Source organism: Spirosoma fluminis, from assembly GCF_054778895.1.
In genome coordinates, this window is sequence record NZ_BAAGZD010000005.1 from 149,084 (window position 1) to 169,200 (window position 20,117).

The 20,117-nt window shown below is 48.2% G+C and carries 15 protein-coding genes; 12 read left to right on the top strand and 3 right to left on the bottom strand.

The features are described 5' to 3' along the window. Positions 1 to 11: 11 nt before the first annotated feature. From ACYVBJ_RS10520 to ACYVBJ_RS10530, 3 genes are all read left to right on the top strand, one after another. Complete coding sequence (locus tag ACYVBJ_RS10520; RefSeq protein WP_460982257.1) at positions 12 to 2,558, top strand: FdhF/YdeP family oxidoreductase; 2,547 nt, start codon at positions 12 to 14, stop codon at positions 2,556 to 2,558. Positions 2,559 to 2,715: 157 nt separating this feature from the next. Next, positions 2,716 to 4,908, top strand: coding sequence for a penicillin acylase family protein (locus tag ACYVBJ_RS10525; RefSeq protein ID WP_460982258.1), 2,193 nt, complete (start codon positions 2,716 to 2,718; stop codon positions 4,906 to 4,908). Between the two features lie 80 nt (positions 4,909 to 4,988). After that, positions 4,989 to 6,893, top strand: coding sequence for a beta-N-acetylhexosaminidase (locus ACYVBJ_RS10530; protein WP_460977011.1), 1,905 nt, complete (start codon positions 4,989 to 4,991; stop codon positions 6,891 to 6,893). Positions 6,894 to 6,900: 7 nt separating this feature from the next. Here the strand turns inward: ACYVBJ_RS10530 and recF are convergent, their stop codons facing one another. Then, the gene (gene recF, locus ACYVBJ_RS10535) at positions 6,901 to 8,022 is read right to left on the bottom strand and encodes a DNA replication/repair protein RecF (protein WP_460982259.1); all 1,122 of its coding nucleotides are present in this window, start codon (positions 8,020 to 8,022) and stop codon (positions 6,901 to 6,903) included. Positions 8,023 to 8,229: 207 nt separating this feature from the next. On the opposite strand from recF, the gene pdhA reads away from it, so the two are divergent. From pdhA to ACYVBJ_RS10560, 5 genes are all read left to right on the top strand, one after another. Further along, complete coding sequence (pdhA, locus tag ACYVBJ_RS10540) at positions 8,230 to 9,273, top strand: pyruvate dehydrogenase (acetyl-transferring) E1 component subunit alpha (RefSeq protein WP_460977009.1); 1,044 nt, start codon at positions 8,230 to 8,232, stop codon at positions 9,271 to 9,273. A gap of 151 nt (positions 9,274 to 9,424) precedes the next feature. Further along, positions 9,425 to 10,363 carry a ring-cleaving dioxygenase gene (locus ACYVBJ_RS10545; protein WP_460982260.1) on the top strand — a complete coding sequence of 313 codons (939 nt, stop codon included), beginning with the start codon at positions 9,425 to 9,427 and terminating at the stop codon, positions 10,361 to 10,363. 73 nt (positions 10,364 to 10,436) lie between these two features. Next, positions 10,437 to 11,069: an alpha/beta hydrolase gene (locus ACYVBJ_RS10550; RefSeq protein WP_460977007.1), complete on the top strand. Its 633-nt coding sequence runs from the start codon at positions 10,437 to 10,439 to the stop codon at positions 11,067 to 11,069. Positions 11,070 to 11,110: 41 nt separating this feature from the next. Beyond that, a complete protein-coding gene (locus tag ACYVBJ_RS10555) occupies positions 11,111 to 11,407 on the top strand; it encodes a muconolactone Delta-isomerase family protein (RefSeq protein ID WP_460977006.1) in 297 nt (98 codons plus the stop codon). Between the two features lie 236 nt (positions 11,408 to 11,643). Further along, complete coding sequence (locus ACYVBJ_RS10560) at positions 11,644 to 11,874, top strand: hypothetical protein (protein WP_460982261.1); 231 nt, start codon at positions 11,644 to 11,646, stop codon at positions 11,872 to 11,874. A 345-nt stretch (positions 11,875 to 12,219) separates the two neighbouring features. Here the strand turns inward: ACYVBJ_RS10560 and ACYVBJ_RS10565 are convergent, their stop codons facing one another. Further along, positions 12,220 to 12,633: an ester cyclase gene (locus ACYVBJ_RS10565; RefSeq protein WP_460982262.1), complete on the bottom strand. Its 414-nt coding sequence runs from the start codon at positions 12,631 to 12,633 to the stop codon at positions 12,220 to 12,222. Between the two features lie 1,020 nt (positions 12,634 to 13,653). On the opposite strand from ACYVBJ_RS10565, the gene ACYVBJ_RS10570 reads away from it, so the two are divergent. The 3 genes from ACYVBJ_RS10570 (at position 13,654) to gldJ (ending at position 18,934) form a co-directional block, all read left to right on the top strand. Then, entirely contained in the window at positions 13,654 to 14,100 is a 447-nt protein-coding gene (locus tag ACYVBJ_RS10570) for a barstar family protein (protein WP_460982263.1), read from the top strand. Positions 14,101 to 14,194: 94 nt separating this feature from the next. Continuing rightward, positions 14,195 to 17,548: a transcription-repair coupling factor gene (mfd, locus tag ACYVBJ_RS10575; RefSeq protein WP_460982264.1), complete on the top strand. Its 3,354-nt coding sequence runs from the start codon at positions 14,195 to 14,197 to the stop codon at positions 17,546 to 17,548. Positions 17,549 to 17,671: 123 nt separating this feature from the next. Next, complete coding sequence (gene gldJ / locus ACYVBJ_RS10580; RefSeq protein ID WP_460982265.1) at positions 17,672 to 18,934, top strand: gliding motility lipoprotein GldJ; 1,263 nt, start codon at positions 17,672 to 17,674, stop codon at positions 18,932 to 18,934. Between the two features lie 56 nt (positions 18,935 to 18,990). Here the strand turns inward: gldJ and ACYVBJ_RS10585 are convergent, their stop codons facing one another. Further along, complete coding sequence (locus tag ACYVBJ_RS10585; RefSeq protein WP_460982266.1) at positions 18,991 to 19,461, bottom strand: ComF family protein; 471 nt, start codon at positions 19,459 to 19,461, stop codon at positions 18,991 to 18,993. Between the two features lie 300 nt (positions 19,462 to 19,761). On the opposite strand from ACYVBJ_RS10585, the gene ACYVBJ_RS10590 reads away from it, so the two are divergent. After that, positions 19,762 to 20,106: a hypothetical protein gene (locus ACYVBJ_RS10590; protein WP_460982267.1), complete on the top strand. Its 345-nt coding sequence runs from the start codon at positions 19,762 to 19,764 to the stop codon at positions 20,104 to 20,106. Positions 20,107 to 20,117: the final 11 nt, after the last annotated feature.

A 20,117-nucleotide genomic window follows, 5' to 3' on the forward strand; every position in this document is an offset into this window, starting at 1 on the left:
TCTCGTCTCTTATGGAAAAGTCGCCTAATAATGAGCATAAGCCAAGTGATCCGGCTAAACAGTCTGCTACGAACCAGCCGCAAAGTGGCGACCGTCCTGACCAAGGCACTGAAAGCACCAACGACCACTACGACCCATTAGGTAAACCTGATGCCGATAAACAGGTACTGCCCGCACCCGATACGGTAGGCGCTAAAGACAGGCACCCGGTGCTGGCTCAGCCACCAGAGGAGTTATTAGGGCTTACATTAGGTAAGCCAGCAACGGTAGCGGCAGGCCTGACGGCCGTACTTAAGTCGGCCGAATTCTCCTGGGGTGAAGCCGGAGTTGGTCGGGGAACGCATGCCTTACTCAAGTTGAATCAAAAAGATGGCTTCGATTGCTCGTCCTGCGCCTGGCCTGATCCGGATGGACACCGTTCTATAGCAGAATTCTGTGAGAACGGAGCGAAAGCAACGGCCTCCGATGCGGACTCCCGACGTGCGGACCCTGATTTTTTCGCGAAGCATACTTTAGTTGATCTGTCGCACATGACAGACCGGGATTTGAATAATTCGGGACGTCTGACGCATCCGATGGTGCTTCGCCCCGGCGATACGCATTACCGGCAAATTACCTGGCCCGAAGCGTTTCAGTTAGTGGCCGATAAGCTCAACGCCTTACAATCGCCCGATGAAGCCGTTTTTTATACGTCGGGGAAAGTACCTAACGAGCCCGCGTTTCTGTATCAGCTTTTCGTACGCGAGTTTGGAACGAATAATTTACCCGACTGCTCGAATATGTGCCACGAGAGCAGCGGTTCGGCTTTAAGTCCGACGATAGGATTAGGGAAGGCTTCGGTAACGCTCAACGATATTCACGAGGCCGAGGTAATCATCATTATGGGGCAAAATCCCGGCACAAATCATCCTCGTATGCTCACAGCTTTGCAGATAGCGAAGCGAAATGGGGCCAGGATTATTGCTGTAAATCCCTTGCACGAAGCGGGTTTGAGTCACTTCAAAAACCCGCAGGATTTTATGAATCCGATCAAGGCCGTTGGCACTCTGCTTGGTCACGGCACACCCATCGCCGATCTGTTCCTTCAGGTGAAGATTAACGGCGATATGGCGGTTTTGCGGGGAATCATGAAGCACCTGCTCGCTGCCGAAGAACAAAATCCGGGTACAGTAATTGACCATGCGTTCATTCAGGAGTACACGGCTGGCTACGATGAATTTTTAAAGAACATCCGGAATACGCGTTGGGGCGATATTGAGCAGATGAGCGGCCTTACGCGTGAGCAACTCCGCGAAGCAGCTGACTTGATTGCCCCTAAGCAGAAAATCGTTACGTGCTGGGCCATGGGTCTTACGCAACAGAAAAACGGCGTTATGAGCATTCAGGAGATTATCAATCTTCATTTCCTGAAAGGTGCCGTTGGCATACCTGGTGCCGGGCTCTGTCCCGTACGAGGTCACTCGAACGTACAGGGTGACCGAACGATGGGTATTTGGGAACGCCCGCACAAAGAGTTTCTGGATGCGCTGCAAACGGAGTTTGGCTTTGATCCACCTCGCGAACACGGTCTTGATACGGTTGAATCGATTAAAGCGATGCACGAAGGGAGGACCAGGGTGTTTGTCAGTTTGGGAGGTAATTTCCTGTCGGCATCGCCTGATACGGAGTTTGTGGCCGAGGCATTACGTAAGCAGCAACTCACCGTGTTCATCAGCACAAAGTTGAATCGGGGCCACCTGGTTACAGGAGAAACATCCTTGATTCTACCTTGCCTGACTCACCTCGACATTGACATGCAACGCTCCGGTCAGCAGTTTACATCCTGTGAAAACACGATGGGCGTAGTTAGCCAGAGTAAAGGCGTATTGAAGCCGCTCGACGGCGAAATGCTTAGCGAAGTCGCCATTATTTCGGGCATTGCCATTGCCACTTCAGGCGAACGCAGCAAAACGGACTGGATCGGCTTTACCGAAAACTACGACCGCATTCGCGATTCCATAGCACGGGTTATACCCGGCTTCGATAAGTTCAACGAAAAAATCCGTAAGCCGGGCGGCTTTTACCTGCCGAATGGGCCCCGCGAACGCAACTTTACGACCGAAAACGGGAAGGCAAATTTCACTGTAACCGATATGGTGATGCACGATATTGCCCCGGACCAACTCGTGCTGATGACCATCCGAAGCCACGACCAGTTCAATACGACAGTTTATGATTACAACGACCGATACCGGGGTGTTTATAACGAACGGCGGGTTATTTTCATGAATCCGCAGGATATGAACGAGCGCGGAATTAAAGAGCGTCAGCTGGTAAACATTACCAGTCACTTTGAGGGTCAGCAGCGAACGATCGAGAAGTTTATTGCCATTCCGTACAACATACCGAAAGGAAACACGGCGGCTTATTATCCGGAAGCAAACGCTTTAGTACCCATGGCCAGCGTGGCTTACATCAGCAATACGCCAACGTCAAAGTTTGTCATTATCACCGTCGAGCCGGTTCCTGAACGGATGTCCAGCAACGGCTCGCTGAGTCGAGCTACCGCAGAAGCGTAACGATTTTGAAACATTCAAAGAAGCCCTCATCGTATAAATGAGGGCTTCTTTATTGGACTTACAGGGGTGTTCTCATTGACGCTTAGCGATAGATTACGTTGAAATTCGACATTTTAGCTATCTTTCTTCCTTACGCTGACCTGATACATCCTGACCAATGAGACGCTTCTTCGCTTTAATCTTCAGCTTATGCACAATCGGTACGTATGCCCAGCCCTTTACACCCGCCGAAATTGCCCGATGGAAAAAGCAGGCTAACCAGATAACCATTACGCGCGATACCTGGGGCATTCCTCACATCTACGGCAATACCGATGCTGACGTTGTATTTGGCGTGCTGTACACTCAATGCGAAGACGACTTCAATCGGGTGGAAATGAATTACCTCGATGCTATTGGCCGCCTGGCTGAGGTAGAAGGGGAGAAGGATTTATACCATGATCTGCGAGCAAGGTTGTTCATGGACAGCACGCAGGCCATTGCCATCTACAAGAAGAGTCCGGTCTGGATGAAGAAACTGCTGGACGCGTTCGCTGATGGCACCAATTACTTTCTCTACACCCATCCAGACGTAACGCCTAAGGTATTGAAGCGCTTTCAACCCTGGATGCCGCTGATGTTCAGTGAAGGCAGCATTGGCGGCAATATCAGCGCTGTCTCGGTGGAGCGAATCAAGGGGTTTTATACACACGATCGGTCGACGTCCTGGGGCGAAGATTTTGACAAACGCGAGCGCGAACCAGTCGGCTCAAACGGCTTCGCGATTGCACCCAGTAAAAGCGCTACCAAAAATGCAATACTGTTGATTAACCCACATACGTCGTTCTATTTCCGATCGGAGGTGCAGATGGCCAGTAAAACGGGCCTGAACGCGTATGGCGCTGTAACCTGGGGCCAGTTCTTCATCTATCAGGGCTTCAACGAGCATTGTGGCTGGATGCATACATCCAGTAGTGCCGATGTCATGGATGAGTACCTGGAAACGATTATCAAGAAAGGCAATGCATTTTACTACAAACATGGTAGCGCATTAAAGCCCGTACAGGTTCAAACCGTATCCTTACCCTACGTTAAAGCGAATACCATTCTGCACAAAGATTTTACCATCTACCGGACGCACCACGGGCCGGTTGTGGGCGAACAAGATGGGAAGTGGATTACAGTGAGCATGATGAACGATCCTCTAAATGCCTTATCACAGTCGTTTCTGCGGACGAAAGCTACGGATTATGTCAGTTATAAGCAGGTGATGAAGCTCAACGGCAATGCCTCCAACAATACGGTATTCGCCGATAATAAAGGCAACATTGCCTACTGGCACGGGAACTTCATGCCGAAGCGAAACCCAAAATTCGACTGGAACCAAGCCGTAGATGGCAGCAATCCGGAAACCGACTGGAAAGGCTTACACGCTATTGATGAGATCGTTCAGGTACATAACCCCGCCAGCGGCTGGATCCAGAACTGCAACTCAACACCGTTCACGGTTTCAGGACCCAGCAGTCCAGATAAAGCAAAATACCCAGCTTATATGGCACCCGACGCCGAAAACTACCGCGGTATCAACGCCGTTCGGGTACTCAGCCGCCGGTCTTCTTTTACCCTCGATACGTTGATTGCGGCCGCTAATGATCCTTATCTGACCGGTTTTGAAGAGTTGATTCCGGCATTGGTGAATGCTTACGAAACCGGTTCGGGCCAGGCCGAAGGGCAGTCGAAAGAGTTACCCAAAGCGATTGAAACGTTACGTAGCTGGAACAGATGCTATAGCGCAACTTCCGTCGGTATGACCCTCGCCATTTATTGGGGCGAAGCCATTCAGCGGCTGGCCCGTTCGCGAGTACAACCCGACCAACGGCTGGACAATCTTAGTTTCACGGCCTTTACCATCAGTCGTACGTCTGCACAGGAGAAAGTGAAAACTTTAGCTGATGTTCTGGCTCAACTCGAGAAAGACTTTGGTAGCTGGCAGGTAGCCTGGGGGGACGTAAACCGATTCCAGCGACTGACGGGTAATATTCAGGAAACCTTCGACGATAATAAGCCCAGCATTCCAGTTCCGTTTACCTCTTCAGCCTGGGGGTCGCTGGCGGCTTATGGCGCACGTTCGTATCCTGGCACCAAAAAACGCTATGGCAGCGTCGGAAACAGCTTTGTGGCGGTTGTGGAGTTTGGCAAGAAGGTAAAAGCGCGCTCTGTCATGACAGGAGGGGCGAAGAGTCAGCCAAACTCACCTCATTTCACGGATCAGGCTCCTCTTTACGCTGCCGGTAAGTTTAAAGAGGTCTGGTTCTACCCCGAAGACGTTCAGCAGCATATAGAAAAGACGTATCGTCCCGGCCAGCCCTGACCGAACAGTAGTAGACGCATTGGTCAAACATCTTCTGTTGTTAGCTGACAAATAATCCAATTCTTTTCTGGTTTATACCCATGCAGAAACTGTTTTTTTTCGTTTTGAGCCTGACTATCTCTGTAGCTAGCGCTCAAAATCAGCCGATTCATTTAATTCCCCAACCCGTTGACGTACGTCCTGGAACGGGTACGTTTGCCTTGACAAAAGCATCGGCTATCGTTTATGATGATCCAGCCATACGATCCGTTGCGGAAGGACTTGCCGAAAAGTTAAATACCTCGACAGGGTTTGCGTTTAAAACCAGGCAAGGCAAGTTAACCGCTGCAAGTGGCATTCAATTGAGCTTAAATAAGCTGCCAAATACGCAGCTAGGTAAAGAAGGGTACACGCTCGTAGTATCTCCGAAAGCGGTCATGATCTCGGCGAATCAACCCGGAGGGCTGTACTACGGTGTACAGACACTGCTGCAACTGTTACCAACCGAGATAGAAAGCAAAACGGTGGTGCAGAGAAGCTGGTCGGCTCCCGTTGTGCAGATTACCGATTACCCTCGTTTCGGCTGGCGAGGAATCATGCTCGACGTCAGTCGGCATTTCTTTCCCAAAGAAGATGTCAAACGCTACATCGACGAGCTGGCGCGGATGAAGTACAACACTTTCCACTGGCACCTGACTGACGACAATGGCTGGCGGATTGAAATTAAATCGTTGCCCAGACTTACTTCCGTAGGCGCCTGGCGCGTACCACGTACTGGTAAGTTTGGCCGATTGGATGCGCCTAAACCCGGCGAACCTGCCACCGATGGCGGTTTTTATACGCAGGAAGATATTAAAGAAGTGATTCGCTACGCTCAGGAACGTAACGTAACGATTGTACCAGAGATTGATGTGCCGGGGCACAGTATGGCCGCCATTGCCGCTTACCCCGAATTATCCTGCTCGAAAGACACCAGCACGAAGGTCAATCCAGGCTCAAACTTCTCGGAATGGTACCCGAACGGTACGTTCAAAATGTTTATCGACAATACGTTGAATCCGTCGGATGAGAAGGTGTATGCGTTTCTGGATAAGGTTTTCACGGAAGTAGCGGCCTTGTTTCCCAATCAGTACATCCACGTTGGCGGTGATGAGTGTTACAAAGGTTTCTGGGAGAAAGACCCTGGCTGCCAGGCCCTGATGCAGAAGATGAACATGAAGCATGTAGAAGAACTGCAAGGTTATTTCATGAAGCGGGTTGAGCAGATCCTGAAAACTAAAGGAAAAAAGCTGCTCGGCTGGGATGAAATTCTGGAGGGCGGCATTGCTCCAGAAGCAACGGTGATGAGCTGGCGCGGCATGAAGGGCGGTATTGAAGCGGCTAAAATGGGTCACGACGTAGTGATGACGCCAACAAACTACGTATACATCGACTACATGCAGAGTGACCCTACGCTCGAACCGCCCATTTACAGTACACTACGTCTGAAAACCTGTTACAACTTCGAGCCCGTACCCGACAGCGTCGATGCGAAATACATACTCGGTGGTCAGGCCAATTTATGGACGGAAGCCGTAACAACGCTGCCCTATGCGGAATACATGACTTACCCGCGTAGCTGGGCGCTTGCGGACGTGTACTGGTCGCCCAAAAGCAGACGAAACTGGGAAGGGTTTATTCCCCGCATGGAAACGCAGTTTGTTCGGGCCGACCTGGCGGGGGTGAATTACGCCCGTAGTGCGTATGATCCAATCGTCAGAACGTTGACCACAAAAGAGGGCGATCTTACGGCGATCCTGGAAACCGAAATTCCTGATTTGGATATCTTTTACTCGATCGATGATACGGTACCAGGTCGGTACTCGACTAAATACACCCAGCCTATCAAGATTCCCGAAGGGCCGATTACCTTACGTGTCATAACGTACCGAAATGGAAAACCCATTGGCCGGATGATAACGTTAAGTCGTGATCAGCTCAAGTTGAGAGCAAAACCTGTTCAGTAAGACTAATCTACCGCTGAGCGTTTATCTCAAAAAACCGAACGTCCGCTTTGACCTGCCTGAGCAATTCCCGGGTACGTTCGGGGCGGGCGTCGGTAACAAAAAGCTGTCCGAAAGCTCCTTCGTCCATCAGCCGGATCAGTTTACCGATGCGCTGGTCGTCCAGCTTGTCGAAAATATCATCCAGCAGCAGAATCGGCTTGATCCCTTTTTTGGCTTCGAGGTGGTTAAACTGGGCTAGTTTTAAGGCAATCACAAAGGTTTTCTGCTGCCCCTGCGAACCGAACTTTTTTAAGGCCACATCGCCAATCATGAATCCGTAATCGTCTTTGTGCACCCCCATTGTTGTGCGCTGTAATACGGTATCACGTCGGCGAAAGTGTCGGAACTCCTCCACGAAATCAGGATCGCTTACTTCCGATTCATAAACGATATTAACCTCTTCCCGTTCGTCGCTCAGATAGGCATAATGCGCCCGAAAACTGGGTAAAAACTCCTTAACGAACTGATCACGACGGTCGTGAATTCGTTGACCGATTTCCAACAGCGGAACATCATAGGTATCGAGCATGTCGTTATCAACCTGATTGCGCTCCGCAAACAGCTTAAGCAGGCTGTTCCGCTGCTTCAACACCTGCTGATACATCAAATAATCGCGCAGATAATCCGGATCGAGCTGCGACAATACGCCATCGAAAAAGTGACGACGATCTTCGCTGTGTTCTCGTACAAGATCCGTATCGTTGGGCGCAACCAACACGACCGGAAAGCGGCCAATATGCTCACTGACACGTTCGTACGGTTTCTTATCGGCCATTAACACCTTACGCTGTCCTCGCTGCAAACTGATGGTAATTTGCACAGGCCGTTCGTGCAATTGTCCCTCGGAACCCGTAGCTATCGTTTCCTCAAATATGCCGTCGAGAATAAAATAATCGGCATCGTGCAAAATGCTGAGCGCATCCTGACTTTGGAACGCACTTTTGCTGAGCGCCAGAAAATAGACGGCATCTAACAGATTCGTTTTCCCGCTCCCGTTAGGCCCAACAATTACGTTCACCTGCCGCCCAAACAGGTAACGGCCGTCTTCATAGTTCTTAAAATTGGTCAGGCTCAGCTTTTCAAGGTGCATACGTATGGCCCATAACGCGAGATTGCGTAATTTCGCAGCTGTCTTTGCAGCCAGTTAGTCATTGAGCAGCCTGGTGAACTAACTGTCAGCCACTAATCAGCTTGATGACAAACTAACATTGGCAACAAAGATAAAGCCGGTTTGTTAGGTTAATGAACCTCGCAGACGGTCAACACAGCGATTGCTGATTTATCGAACTCACTCCTCATGGCAAGCGTCAAAGAGAAAACTAAGCAAAACGGCATGACTCCGCAACCTACAAAAACACAGCATCCGAAGGAGCGGTATATGTATTGGTATGAGTCCATGCAGTTGCAACGGAAGTTTGAAGAAAAAGCCGGGCAGCTTTACGGGCAACAAAAAATTCGGGGCTTTTGCCATCTGTATATTGGTCAGGAAGCTGGCTCGTCTGGATCTTATTCGGCTTTAACAAAGGATGATAAGTGGATAACCGCTTATCGTGACCACGGTATCCCACTCGCCCTTGGCTCTGACCCAAAAGCGGTTATGGCTGAGTTGTTTGCAAAGCAAACGGGTTCTTCGAAAGGTAAAGGCGGATCGATGCACATCTTTGATAAGTCGGTCAACTTTATGGGTGGCCACGGTATCGTTGGTGCTCAGATTCCAATGGGTGCCGGTATTGCCTTTGCCGAAAAGTACAACAAGACCGGTAACCTCTGCATCTGTTTCTTCGGCGACGGAGCCGTTCGGCAAGGTGCGCTGCACGAAGCGTTCAACATGGCCATGCTCTGGAAACTGCCCGTTATTTTCGTAGTCGAGAACAACGGATATGCTATGGGAACGTCGGTGGCGCGTACGTCGAACGTAACAGAATTATACACCATCGGTGAGTCGTACGATATGCCTTCGGAGCCGGTTGATGCCATGGACGTAGAAGCCGTTCACGAAGCCGTAAGCCGCGCAGCCGAACGTGCCCGCGCTGGCGAAGGCCCAACGTATCTGGAATTCCGGACGTATCGTTACCGGGGCCACTCGATGTCGGACCCGCAGAAGTACCGTAGTAAAGACGAAGTTGAGCAGTATAAGCAGCGTGACCCTATCGAATTGGTTAAAGCTCGGATCCTTGAGCAGGGAATCGCTACGGAAGAGGAGTTGACGGCTATTGATCAAAAGATCAAGGGCATTGTTGATGAATCGGTTAAGTTTGCTGAAGAGTCGCCATATCCATCTGCCGACGAAGCGTACAAAGATGTTTATATGCAGGCTGATTATCCTTTCCTGAAAGAATAATTTTTGCCAATAACTGTGTGCAAAAGTCCGGAGTTTATACTTCGGACTTTTTTTATGGAACAATATTTATAATTTTAATGTATATACATTAAATGTAATAACATTATTAAAAGAAACTAAACATTTTCAACCAGTTCATAATTTCAACCCTATGGAAACGCTCATTAATGGTCTGCACCACGTCACCACAATCGCTGGCGACACCCAACGTAATATTGATTATTACACCGACATTTTAGGACTTCGACTGGTTAAGAAAACCGTCAATTTCGATGCGCCGGATGTGTATCATCTATACTACGGCGATGAGACGGGTTCTCCGGGATCGATCCTGACGTTCTTCCCCTATGGCAACATTCCACGTGGTCGGAAAGGGGTAGGTCAGTTAACCTACACGGCCTTTTCTGTCCCAACGGCTTCCCTGAGCTTCTGGATGGATCGGCTGCACGCACGTAACATTCCATACGCAGGTCCTTACAAACGGTTTTCGGAAACGTACCTTCGTTTTGAAGACTTCGATGGTATGGGGATTGAGCTTGTTTTCAACGGTGAAGATCAACGTGCAGGCTGGAGTAACGGTCAAATTCCGTTAGAGCATGCTGTACGTGGTTTCCATACGGTAACGCTAAACGAATCAAATCCTGACCGAACTGTTAAGCTGCTGACCGAACTTATGCAGCACACCTTGGTAGGGGAGGAGGAAGGCCGTTTCCGCTTTAAAGCAGGCAACGGCGGCCCCGGCAACTACGTAGACGTGCTTCATTCGCCGAAAGATGTACGTTCACTGCAGGGAGCCGGGTCTGTTCACCACGTAGCTTTCTCAACGGATACGGACGAAACTCAGCTCCTTATTCAGCATCAACTGATTGAGGCTGGGTATCATGTTACGCCCGTGCAGGACCGGAATTACTTTCATAGCATCTACTTTCGCGAGCCAGGCGGCATTCTGTTTGAAGTAGCTACGAACCCGCCGGGCTTTGCTGTCGATGAACCGGTTGCCGAGTTGGGTACCGGCTTGAAATTGCCACCGCAGTATGAGTCTCGTCGTGCTACGTTAGAGAAAGAATTACCTGAAATTATTGTTCGGTAAGCATTACGTATCCGGTAGCGTTTCTCCTAAATGCTACCGGATACGTAGCGATAACTAATCACTGGTACAGCTTATGATTCATAACCCTAACAATATAGTCACCGCCGGAAAACCATTTGAAGAAGCCCATAAGGTGATGGTGATGGTACACGGTCGTGGTAGCTCGGCGCGGGACATCTTATCGCTATCCGAGTACATTGACTCTGATGATTTTGCCTTCGTTGCTCCACAAGCGACGAACAATACGTGGTATCCGCACTCGTTTTTGCGACCCACGGAGGAAAACGAACCGTATTTATCCTCTGCGTTGCAGGTGCTGGTTGGGCTCCGGGCGCGATTACAATCCGATTTCAACGTTAAGCCGTCGCAGATTTACTGGTTGGGTTTTTCGCAGGGCGCTTGCCTGCTGCTGGAGTTTATTGCACGTAATGCCATGGAATACGGCGGTGTCTTTGGGCTAAGTGGTGGTCTCATAGGCCCTGAAGGTACGCCCCGTCGCTATGAGGGCTCATTCGATAAAACGCCCATATTCCTGGGTTGCAGCGATGTTGATTCGCACGTTCCCAAAGAACGCGTTCTGGAAACGGAAGCTGTTTTTCAACGTATGGGCGCGGATGTAACGACTAAACTGTACCCAAATTTTCAGCATACCATCAACGAAGATGAGCTAAAGATTGTTAACTTGCTTATAGCCGGTGCAGCTTAATAACGTATACTGTAACCGGCCCATGCTGAACAATATTGCTTATGAGCCAATACATGGTAGAATTTGATCTTCCGGTCGTAATGGACGAAGGGTTTGCGAACCGCATTCCCGCTCAGCGGCTTAAGGTGGAAGAACTCATGGAAAAAGGGTCTCTGTTATCGTATTCCTTATCAATCGATCGTCAGAAATTATGGTGTATTTTCAAGGCTGATTCAGAGCTGGAGGTTATGGAATCTATCTCCGAATTTCCGCTTATTAAATACATGACGCCTATGATTACCGAGCTGATGTTTCATAATATGGTTGCAGCCCGAATCCCACTCTTTTCATTGAATTAACACAAAAAAGCCCTCCATCCCCGAGGGCTTTTTTGTAGGCGGGCAGTTTTTACTCAATTTTGGCTTGTCATTAAAGGAAGCTCGTTTACCTATGAACAAAAGGAGCCTTAAGTGAGAATATGTCTAACTGAATATTAAACTTTAATATCTGTCAATGCTAATCAGTAGCATACAAAACCAATTCCAACTGTCACCGCTTCTATAGGGTCACTAGTCAAACCGTTCTCCTTCAAGTTATGAAATCTGTTCTGACAAATCTGTTTCTGCTGTTTGTAATGGCAGGTTGTCAGCAGCCTGTACATCCCAAGAAAGATGATTCAGCGGATCTTCAGCATACGAACAAGATGAGTCAAGCTCAACAATGGTTTGATGGCCAATGGCAGTTGACCGCTGTTACAGCGATGGTTTCTAACGCAACGGTACCCAATGTCCGACTGGTAGTTGCTCTCCACCAAAAGCGAACTTAGACTTACCACTGGCCAGCCGCTTTTTGTTCAAACTGTCTACTGTCCAGTAAGCTGGCCAATATACCCCAACTCTGCTAGTTACTCCAATATTGATCCGCTTTGTTAACTTTCAGATCGAATCAATCTCATCCCATCTGCACTGACCAACCCATCGACAGCACGCTTCGCTAGGTTATCTAATTCATCACTCCATTAGGCGACTCACGCCAGTAGGATATTACTGTAAAAAACGTTTGGCTGAAGTCAACATTGCAGCTATCTTATGCTTGATAGCTGCAACGTTGACTTCAGCACCCAGCGCCTGATAGCTGTAAGGCTTTTACCTGCATTGATGGTATGTCTTGGTTAAGCCATCATACCGACTTGTTGCAGTAGACCAACCGTATCCATGATGATCCGGCTTTCAGAAAATAGGTTGTTTCTAACCACATCAATTACTATGCCCCACACTTCAACTCGTTTTTGAGTGGCCGGTATGCCCATAAACTCCCCCTGGTGAGTACCTGTCCAGCTAAATCGGGTAACCACCGTTTCCCCTTCGGCAATTTGTTCATGCACGGTCCAGTTCATGTCGGGAAATCCAGTAAACATGGAATTGAGGGCAAACTTTAATCCTTCTCGCCCCGGCCCCTGGCCCGGGAAGGGCAGATGTTCAATAAAATCTTCGGCGACCAACTCATCAGTTACTGCTAAATTTTTCTTATTTATGACTTCCTCAATAAAGGAAGCCATAAACTTTTTGTTTTCTTCCTGGCTCATATCAATGTAGTTGTTTTCTTTTTTTTGATGAGTCGAAATATATGGACAAATATTTTACTTAATTCTCATCTGATGGTCTGTCATCAATTTTTTGAGAATAAAGATCGGTTCGGCGGATAGTTCCTGATACGAGTATCGTATGTCACTGATTCGAGTATGAGAGCCGGTAAGAAGTGGACAGGAGATTCCCGAATTGGGGGTTTAATTAAACTGTTGCCTTCTGAAAGATATGTAGACAGATTACGATACGGTTTAGGGTTCTTACAGTGAGTGTTGAACGGCTGCTGGCAATGCCAGTAGCCGTTTTTGATAGCTTGCCACACTAAGGGAACTTAGTATGCACTCAAAATACAGAGAGATGACTCCTGCGAAGCACTGGGTGCCCAAGTGGTACATGACAGGATTTGATTGTAGTTAGACTAACGCCTAATCCGAGATTTGAGGCAGATAAATTTATAATCTATAGACGTACTACAGCGAATTTTCAGTAAACAATGCGTCTTCATAGTACAAACGAGCCATATTACATTTGCAATTCCTATAGGCCGCAATCTCCTCAATAGTGTAGATAGAAGTGGAACACCCGGCAGCACTGCTAGCTGGATGTTCTTTTACAACGATCAATCAAATCAGACGGCTTATCAGCAGGACCAGCCCAAGCGTTAGCCGACCAAACATCATCAGAAACACAGGCGTCATGGGGCCGACCGAACTACTCTACCGTCAACTTACAGAGTAGACGATGTACCGGTCGGTGGCGTCCCGGTCAAGGTAAGCCAAGTACTCGATTACGTTCGAAAAAAGGGTCGTGCTCCTGATGGTTACGTTGGCGGACAAACATTTGGTAACTTTGAGAACCCTTACCCAAACGTGATGCTTCTGGTCAGCAGATACGCTATCAGGTGTGGGATGTTAGTCCAAAGATCAACGGGAAGAACCGCGGTGCTGAGCGCTTAATACTGGCTCTGACAACCGCGCTTATTACACGCACGACCATTACAATTCATTCGTAGAAACCAAATGACGCCTAACATACTCATCAGCCAGTCGGAAAGCGAGTTAGAGAAACACTTCTCTACTTCCTTCATTGCTCACATTGACGGCAAGAAAACGCTCACACTTCGGCAGTTTTACGAAGAAATCGCTGACCTGCTTGAAATTTCTGACTTCGGCTTTAATCTGGATGCGCTGAACGATGCGCTGAACGACTTACAGTGGCTCGAAGACGAACAGATTGTTATCTACTTCACAAATACCAATGATTTAATAAGCAAAGAGCGCGATCCGGCTAAAATGGGTAGTGTCCTGAACATTCTGGACGCTACCGCTGAAGACTGGAAGTGGGTTGACGATGAAGACGATCTGGCCGATAAAAAAGAGATTGTAATCGTTTTTGAGGATAGTCCCCGCATTAAAAAGCTGCTCGACCAGGAAAACATCGATTATGCACTGATGTCTGAGCTATAGCGCAACAAATTTCCTTGCCTTGCTGTTACCTATTTGCCGTTGGAATGTTCTTCCAGCGGCTTTTCGTGTTTGACCATTACAACCTGAACATCGCTTGAAACCGGAAGAATTGCTCGGCTTATACGCCGACGATAGTTATACAAAACTGCTGGCCGAGCCTTTTAGCCGTAAACCATCGGGCGAACCACAGCGCCTTCAGATAAAGGGTTTAGCCGGTAGCCTCGATGCCGTGTTTGCCTCCGCCATTTATAAATCCGTAGGCGGCAATCACCTGTATATTTTGACCGATCGTGACGAAGCCGCTTACTTCTTCAATGACATGCAGAACTTGCTGGGTCGTGAAGTGCTACTTTTTCCGATGTCGTACAAAAAGCCCTATCAATACGAAGAAGTCGAAAATGCGAACGTATTGATGCGTGCTGAAGTGCTCAACAAGCTAAACCCGGCCCCGAAGGGTGGGTTACTGATGGTAACGTATCCGGAAGCGTTGTCGGAAAAAGTTATTAACAAACGTTCGCTCCAAGAAAACACGCTGACGATTCGGGTAGGGGAGAAGCTGGATACAAATTTTGTGTCTGAACTTCTTCAGAATTACGAGTTCGAGAAGACCGATTTTGTTTACGAAGCCGGTCAGTTTTCGGTACGTGGCGGAATTATCGACGTATTTTCGTTTGCCAGCGAGTTCCCGTATCGGATTGATCTGTTTGGCGATGAGGTGGAGAGCATTCGAAAATTCAACCCAGAATCACAGCTGTCAACCGATCCCGTCGATTTTATTAACATTATCCCGAATATCCAAACCAAGCTCACGGAGGAAACTCGAGAGCCTTTTTTCGACTTCCTGCCCGACAGCACAACCATTTGGGCAAAAGACGTAGAGTTTACGCTGGAGATTATTGAAAAGTGCTACGAGAAAGCCGAGCAGAGTTTTGCTTCCGTATTAGCCAGCAGCGGAGGTATTCAGGTTGTATCTGACCCCGGTGAACTGTTTGAAACACGCCGGACATTTTTGAACGAACTAAAAGGTTTTCGCACCGTAGAGTTTGGCCGTAAATTTTATTTTAAAACCGAAGGCCGCCAACAATACAGTTCTAAGCCTCAGCCTTCTTTCAATAAAGATTTCAAGCGGTTGGTCGATACGTTGGCCGAAAACCAATCAAAAGGGTACACAAACATCATTGCGGCTGAATCCTTCAAGCAGCTCGATCGCTTACGGACGATCTTCGAAGAACTTGATCCATTCGTGAAGTTTCAACCCATGAACATCGGGTTGCGGGAAGGATATATCGACGATGCCCTTAAAATTGCCTGCTTTACTGATCACCAGATTTTTGATCGCTACTATAAATACCGGGTTCAGGACAAGTTCTCGAAGTCGAAAGCGCTTACGCTACGTGAACTAAAAACACTCCAACCGGGCGACTACGTAACGCATGTCGATCACGGCATTGGCCGCTTTGCTGGTCTGGAAAAGGTTGATCACGCTGGTAATGAACAGGAAGCTATTCGCTTAATTTATCGCGATAATGACATCCTGCTGGTTAGTATTCACAGCCTGCATAAAATCGCGAAGTACAGCGGCAGGGAGGGCGGACCGCCGACCATGAGTAAGCTTGGCTCGCAGGAATGGGAGCATAAGAAGTCTAAAATCCGTAAACAGGTTAAAGACATCGCCCGTGAGTTGATTGCACTATATGCAAAACGCCGGTCAGCGCCCGGCTATGCCTACAGTCGCGATAGCTTTTTACAGGCCGAGCTTGAATCGTCGTTCCTGTACGAAGATACCCCTGACCAGGCAAAGGCTACCAACGATGTTAAAGATGATATGGAACGGCCACACCCTATGGACCGGCTGGTCTGTGGCGACGTCGGCTTTGGTAAAACAGAGATTGCCATCCGGGCTGCGTTTAAAGCCGTAACGGATAATAAGCAGGTGGCGGTACTTGTGCCTACAACTATCCTCGCTATGCAGCATTACAAGACGTTTATGGACCGCATGGCTGACTTTCCGGTCAGGATTGAATACATCAACCGGTTTCGTAGCACTGCTCAAATCAAAGAGATTCTGAAGGGCGTAGCTTCCGGCGAAATTGGTATTCTGATCGGTACGCATCGGATCGTTAATAAAGACATTAAGTTCAAAGATCTGGGGCTGCTCATCATTGACGAAGAGCAGAAATTTGGTGTAAAGACAAAAGACCGCTTAAAGGAAATGCGCGTTGAAGTAGACGTATTAACGCTCACCGCTACCCCGATTCCACGAACGCTGCATTTTTCGCTGATGGGTGCTCGCGATCTCTCTGTCATTGCCACACCTCCGCCAAACCGCCAGCCTGTTACGACTGAAGTGCATCCCTTCAACGAAGCAACCATACGGGACGCAGTTAGCTACGAGATTCGGCGCGGTGGACAGGTGTTTTTCGTTCATAATCGCGTGAATGACATTGAATCTATTGGCAACCTTATCATGCGCCTGGTTCCTGAGGCACGTATTGGCGTAGCACACGGGCAAATGGAAGGCGACAAGCTCGAACGCGTTATGACCCGGTTTATTGAAGGAGAATACGACGTACTGGTTTCAACGAATATTATTGAATCAGGACTCGACATTCCGAACGCCAACACGATTATCATTAATAATGCGCATTACTTCGGTTTATCGGATCTCCACCAAATGCGCGGCCGCGTCGGCAGATCGAACCGTAAAGCGTTCTGTTATTTAATGACTCCTCCGCCCTCAGTTTTAACCGCTGATGCGCGTAAACGGCTTCAAACATTAGAAGACTTTTCTGACTTAGGCGAAGGCTTTAAAATCGCCATGCGTGATCTCGATATTCGGGGAGCTGGAAACCTGCTGGGTGCAGAACAAAGCGGCTTTGTTAATGACCTGGGCTTCGAGATGTACCATAAAGTCCTCGATGAAGCGGTTCAGGAGTTACGCGAAACCGAGTTTAAAGACTTATTCGAGAGTACACCCGGCAGTTTAAAGGTGGCCCTTCCGGATACGGTGATCGAAACCGATCTGCAGGTTGTCATTCCGGAGCGTTACGTATCAAATATCTCCGAGCGATTAGCGTTGTATACCCGCTTGGACAGTATTCAAAACAACGAAGAACTCCAGGCGTTTCGTCAGGAAGTGCTCGACCGCTTTGGCCCTATGCCCGAAGAGGTAGAAAACCTGATCAAAATGGTAACCGTTCGCTGGAAAGCGGAACGATTATACCTTGAAAAACTGACGCTTAAGAATAATATCCTGAAAGGATACTTCGTTTCTAACGGGAATGATGACTTCTTCAAGTCCGACCAATTTGGCAAGGTAATTGACTATATCAAGCGAAACCCTGCCAAGTGCTCGTTGAAGGAATCGAAAGGCCGACCGATTTTCACCCATGCTGACGTAGAATCTGTTGAACAGCTGGATGAGATACTCGGCGCAATGACAAATTAAAAGACGAAAAATGTGCGGTTTTCCAAGAAAGAATGAATATCTCCTTCTTTCTGAAAGTCTTACGTCTGATGTCTTGAATCTATTATCTTAAGTTTGCACTTACGTTTTACACAAAATAGAGCAATGATTCACAAGTATCACCTCAAGCGAGCGGCTTATGTGCTGCTGGCAACGGCAGCCCTGGCATCTTGTAAGTCCAAGCACCCGACCAGCGTGCAGCCAGGAAAGAAGAGTACGGCGACGGGGATTGCTTATAACCAGAAAGACGGTTTCCAGGTCAAGAAGTTTGCGGGCCAGAAAGCAGGACCGAACCTCGTTTTCATTGAAGGGGGCCGGTTTACAATGGGTGCCCTTGAAGAGGACGTAATGAATACGCGTGATAACCGCGAACGTACTGTTTCGATTCAGTCTTTCTATATGGATGAAACGGAGATTGCCAACGTTCACTATCTGGAGTACTTAAGCGCCATTACACGCGACTCATCAGAAGAGGTGGTCAAGGCAGCTCTCCCAGATACTACTGTTTGGGCAAATCCGCTTTCGTTTAACGACTCGTACGTAACACAATATCTTCGCTACCCTGCTTTCCGGTATTATCCGGTGGTTGGCGTATCGTGGGTACAGGCGAGTGACTATGCCGTTTGGCGATCAAACGCCGTTAATAACGAACTGGCTAAAGGGGGCGGTGAAAAGAAAAAAGGCGGTGGTTTTTCGCTGAAACGGAAATCCAAGAAAACCGAAGATCCTGCCCTAGCTGAAGCAACAACCTCTACGGCCCCGGCTAAACCCAGTCTTGAAAGCGGCATGATTTTACCTGACTACCGGCTTCCGACCGAAGCAGAATGGGAATACGCAGCTAAAGCACTTATCGGTACGCAGTACATGGATGAAAACCAGATCAACCAGCGGATCTATCCCTGGGATGGTTCGTCGGTACGTAATCCAAAGAAAGGCCGTAAACAAGGGCAAATGCTGGCGAACTTCAAACGCGGTCGTGGTGACTACGCCGGTATTGCTGGCCGCTCGAATGACGGGGCCATTATTACCGCAGAGATTTATGCGTATCCAGCCAACGACTTTGGCTTGTATAATATGGCCGGTAACGTAAACGAATGGGTATATGACGTATATCGTCCACTGTCTTACCAAGACGTGAACGATTTGAACCCAATTCGTCGGAACGGTTATCTGGATGATGCTAAAAATTACGATACGAAAAACAAGCAGTCGTTGATTGATGATAAACTACGCGTCTACAAAGGCGGTTCCTGGAACGACGTAGCGTACTGGTTATCGCCAGGTACACGCCGATTCCTCGATCAGGACTCAGCTACAGCTATGATTGGCTTCCGTTGCGCCATGATTGGTGTTGGCCGGAATAAGTAATACATCACTTAACGTATACATGAAAGGCCTCCCAGCAATGGGTGGCTTTTTTGTTGTCAGTGTTTTGTGGCTGCTATCGTTAATACGCCTACCGATCGGCAACCCGCCCTTAATAGCTCAATCGCACAGGCTTCAATGGTTGCCCCGGTTGTAAGCACATCGTCGACCAGTACTACGTTCTTGCCTTTCACTTCGTTTTGATCTGATACAGCAAATACAGTTTTTACGTTTTCCCAGCGCTCTATTCGATTTTTGCGGGTTTGGGACGCTTTAAATTTTGTACGTAACAGTACGTCCGTACGCATTGGAATCTCTAATGCTTCGGAAAGGCCCTGTGCGATCCAATCGGCCTGGTTATAGCCTCGCTGCTGCAAACGGGTTCTGTGCAACGGTACGCCAATTATTACGTCTATATCTTTAATAAGATGGCTTTCGGTTTTTAGCTGGTGACCGTACCAGGAAGCTATTTCCTTGACGGCTTCTTTCTGGCCCCTGTATTTAACCTGATGGACGATTTTTTGCGCCACACCCCCTTTAGAAAAATGGAGATACGACGCTATAAAACGCACCGGCACTTTTCCGGCAAGCTTATTGAGAAGATTCTGGTCATACGGCTCTCGATGCTGTCCCGTTTCAGGAAGGTTGATTCGACAAGTTGCACACAAGATTTTTTCATTTGATGTGAGCGATTGGCGACATCCCAGGCATAAAGTAGGATAAAGAAGATCGACAAAATCGTTTACAAGGGTAGGGATAAACCGAAACATGGCTAGTGTTCGTTTAATAAGAGAAAACGTTGTAATTTAGAGAATAATCGATCTAAAGTTGTGAACGAAAAGCCTATAGATGAGTTATGGGAAGACTTACTTAACCAGCTTGAAGCGTTGGTTGGTAAGCGACCCGCCGATCTCAACGCTGTCCTGTTTCTTATTGGTATACAAGAATTGGGTAAAGGGCCTAAACGCTTCTCCAAAGAAGCAAAACAGGATCTTATGCATATTGCCGTTTGCCGCGTGTTAAGTCAATCTGGCTACTATGCTTTTGAGGGATATGATCAGGACGGGTGGCCACAATGGTCCACCCAAAAACCGATTCCTCATGCCGATTTACTAGGTCAGGAAATTTTCCTAAAAGAACATGTTATTCAGTATTTCCAGTCGGTATTGATTTAATCGCTCAACCT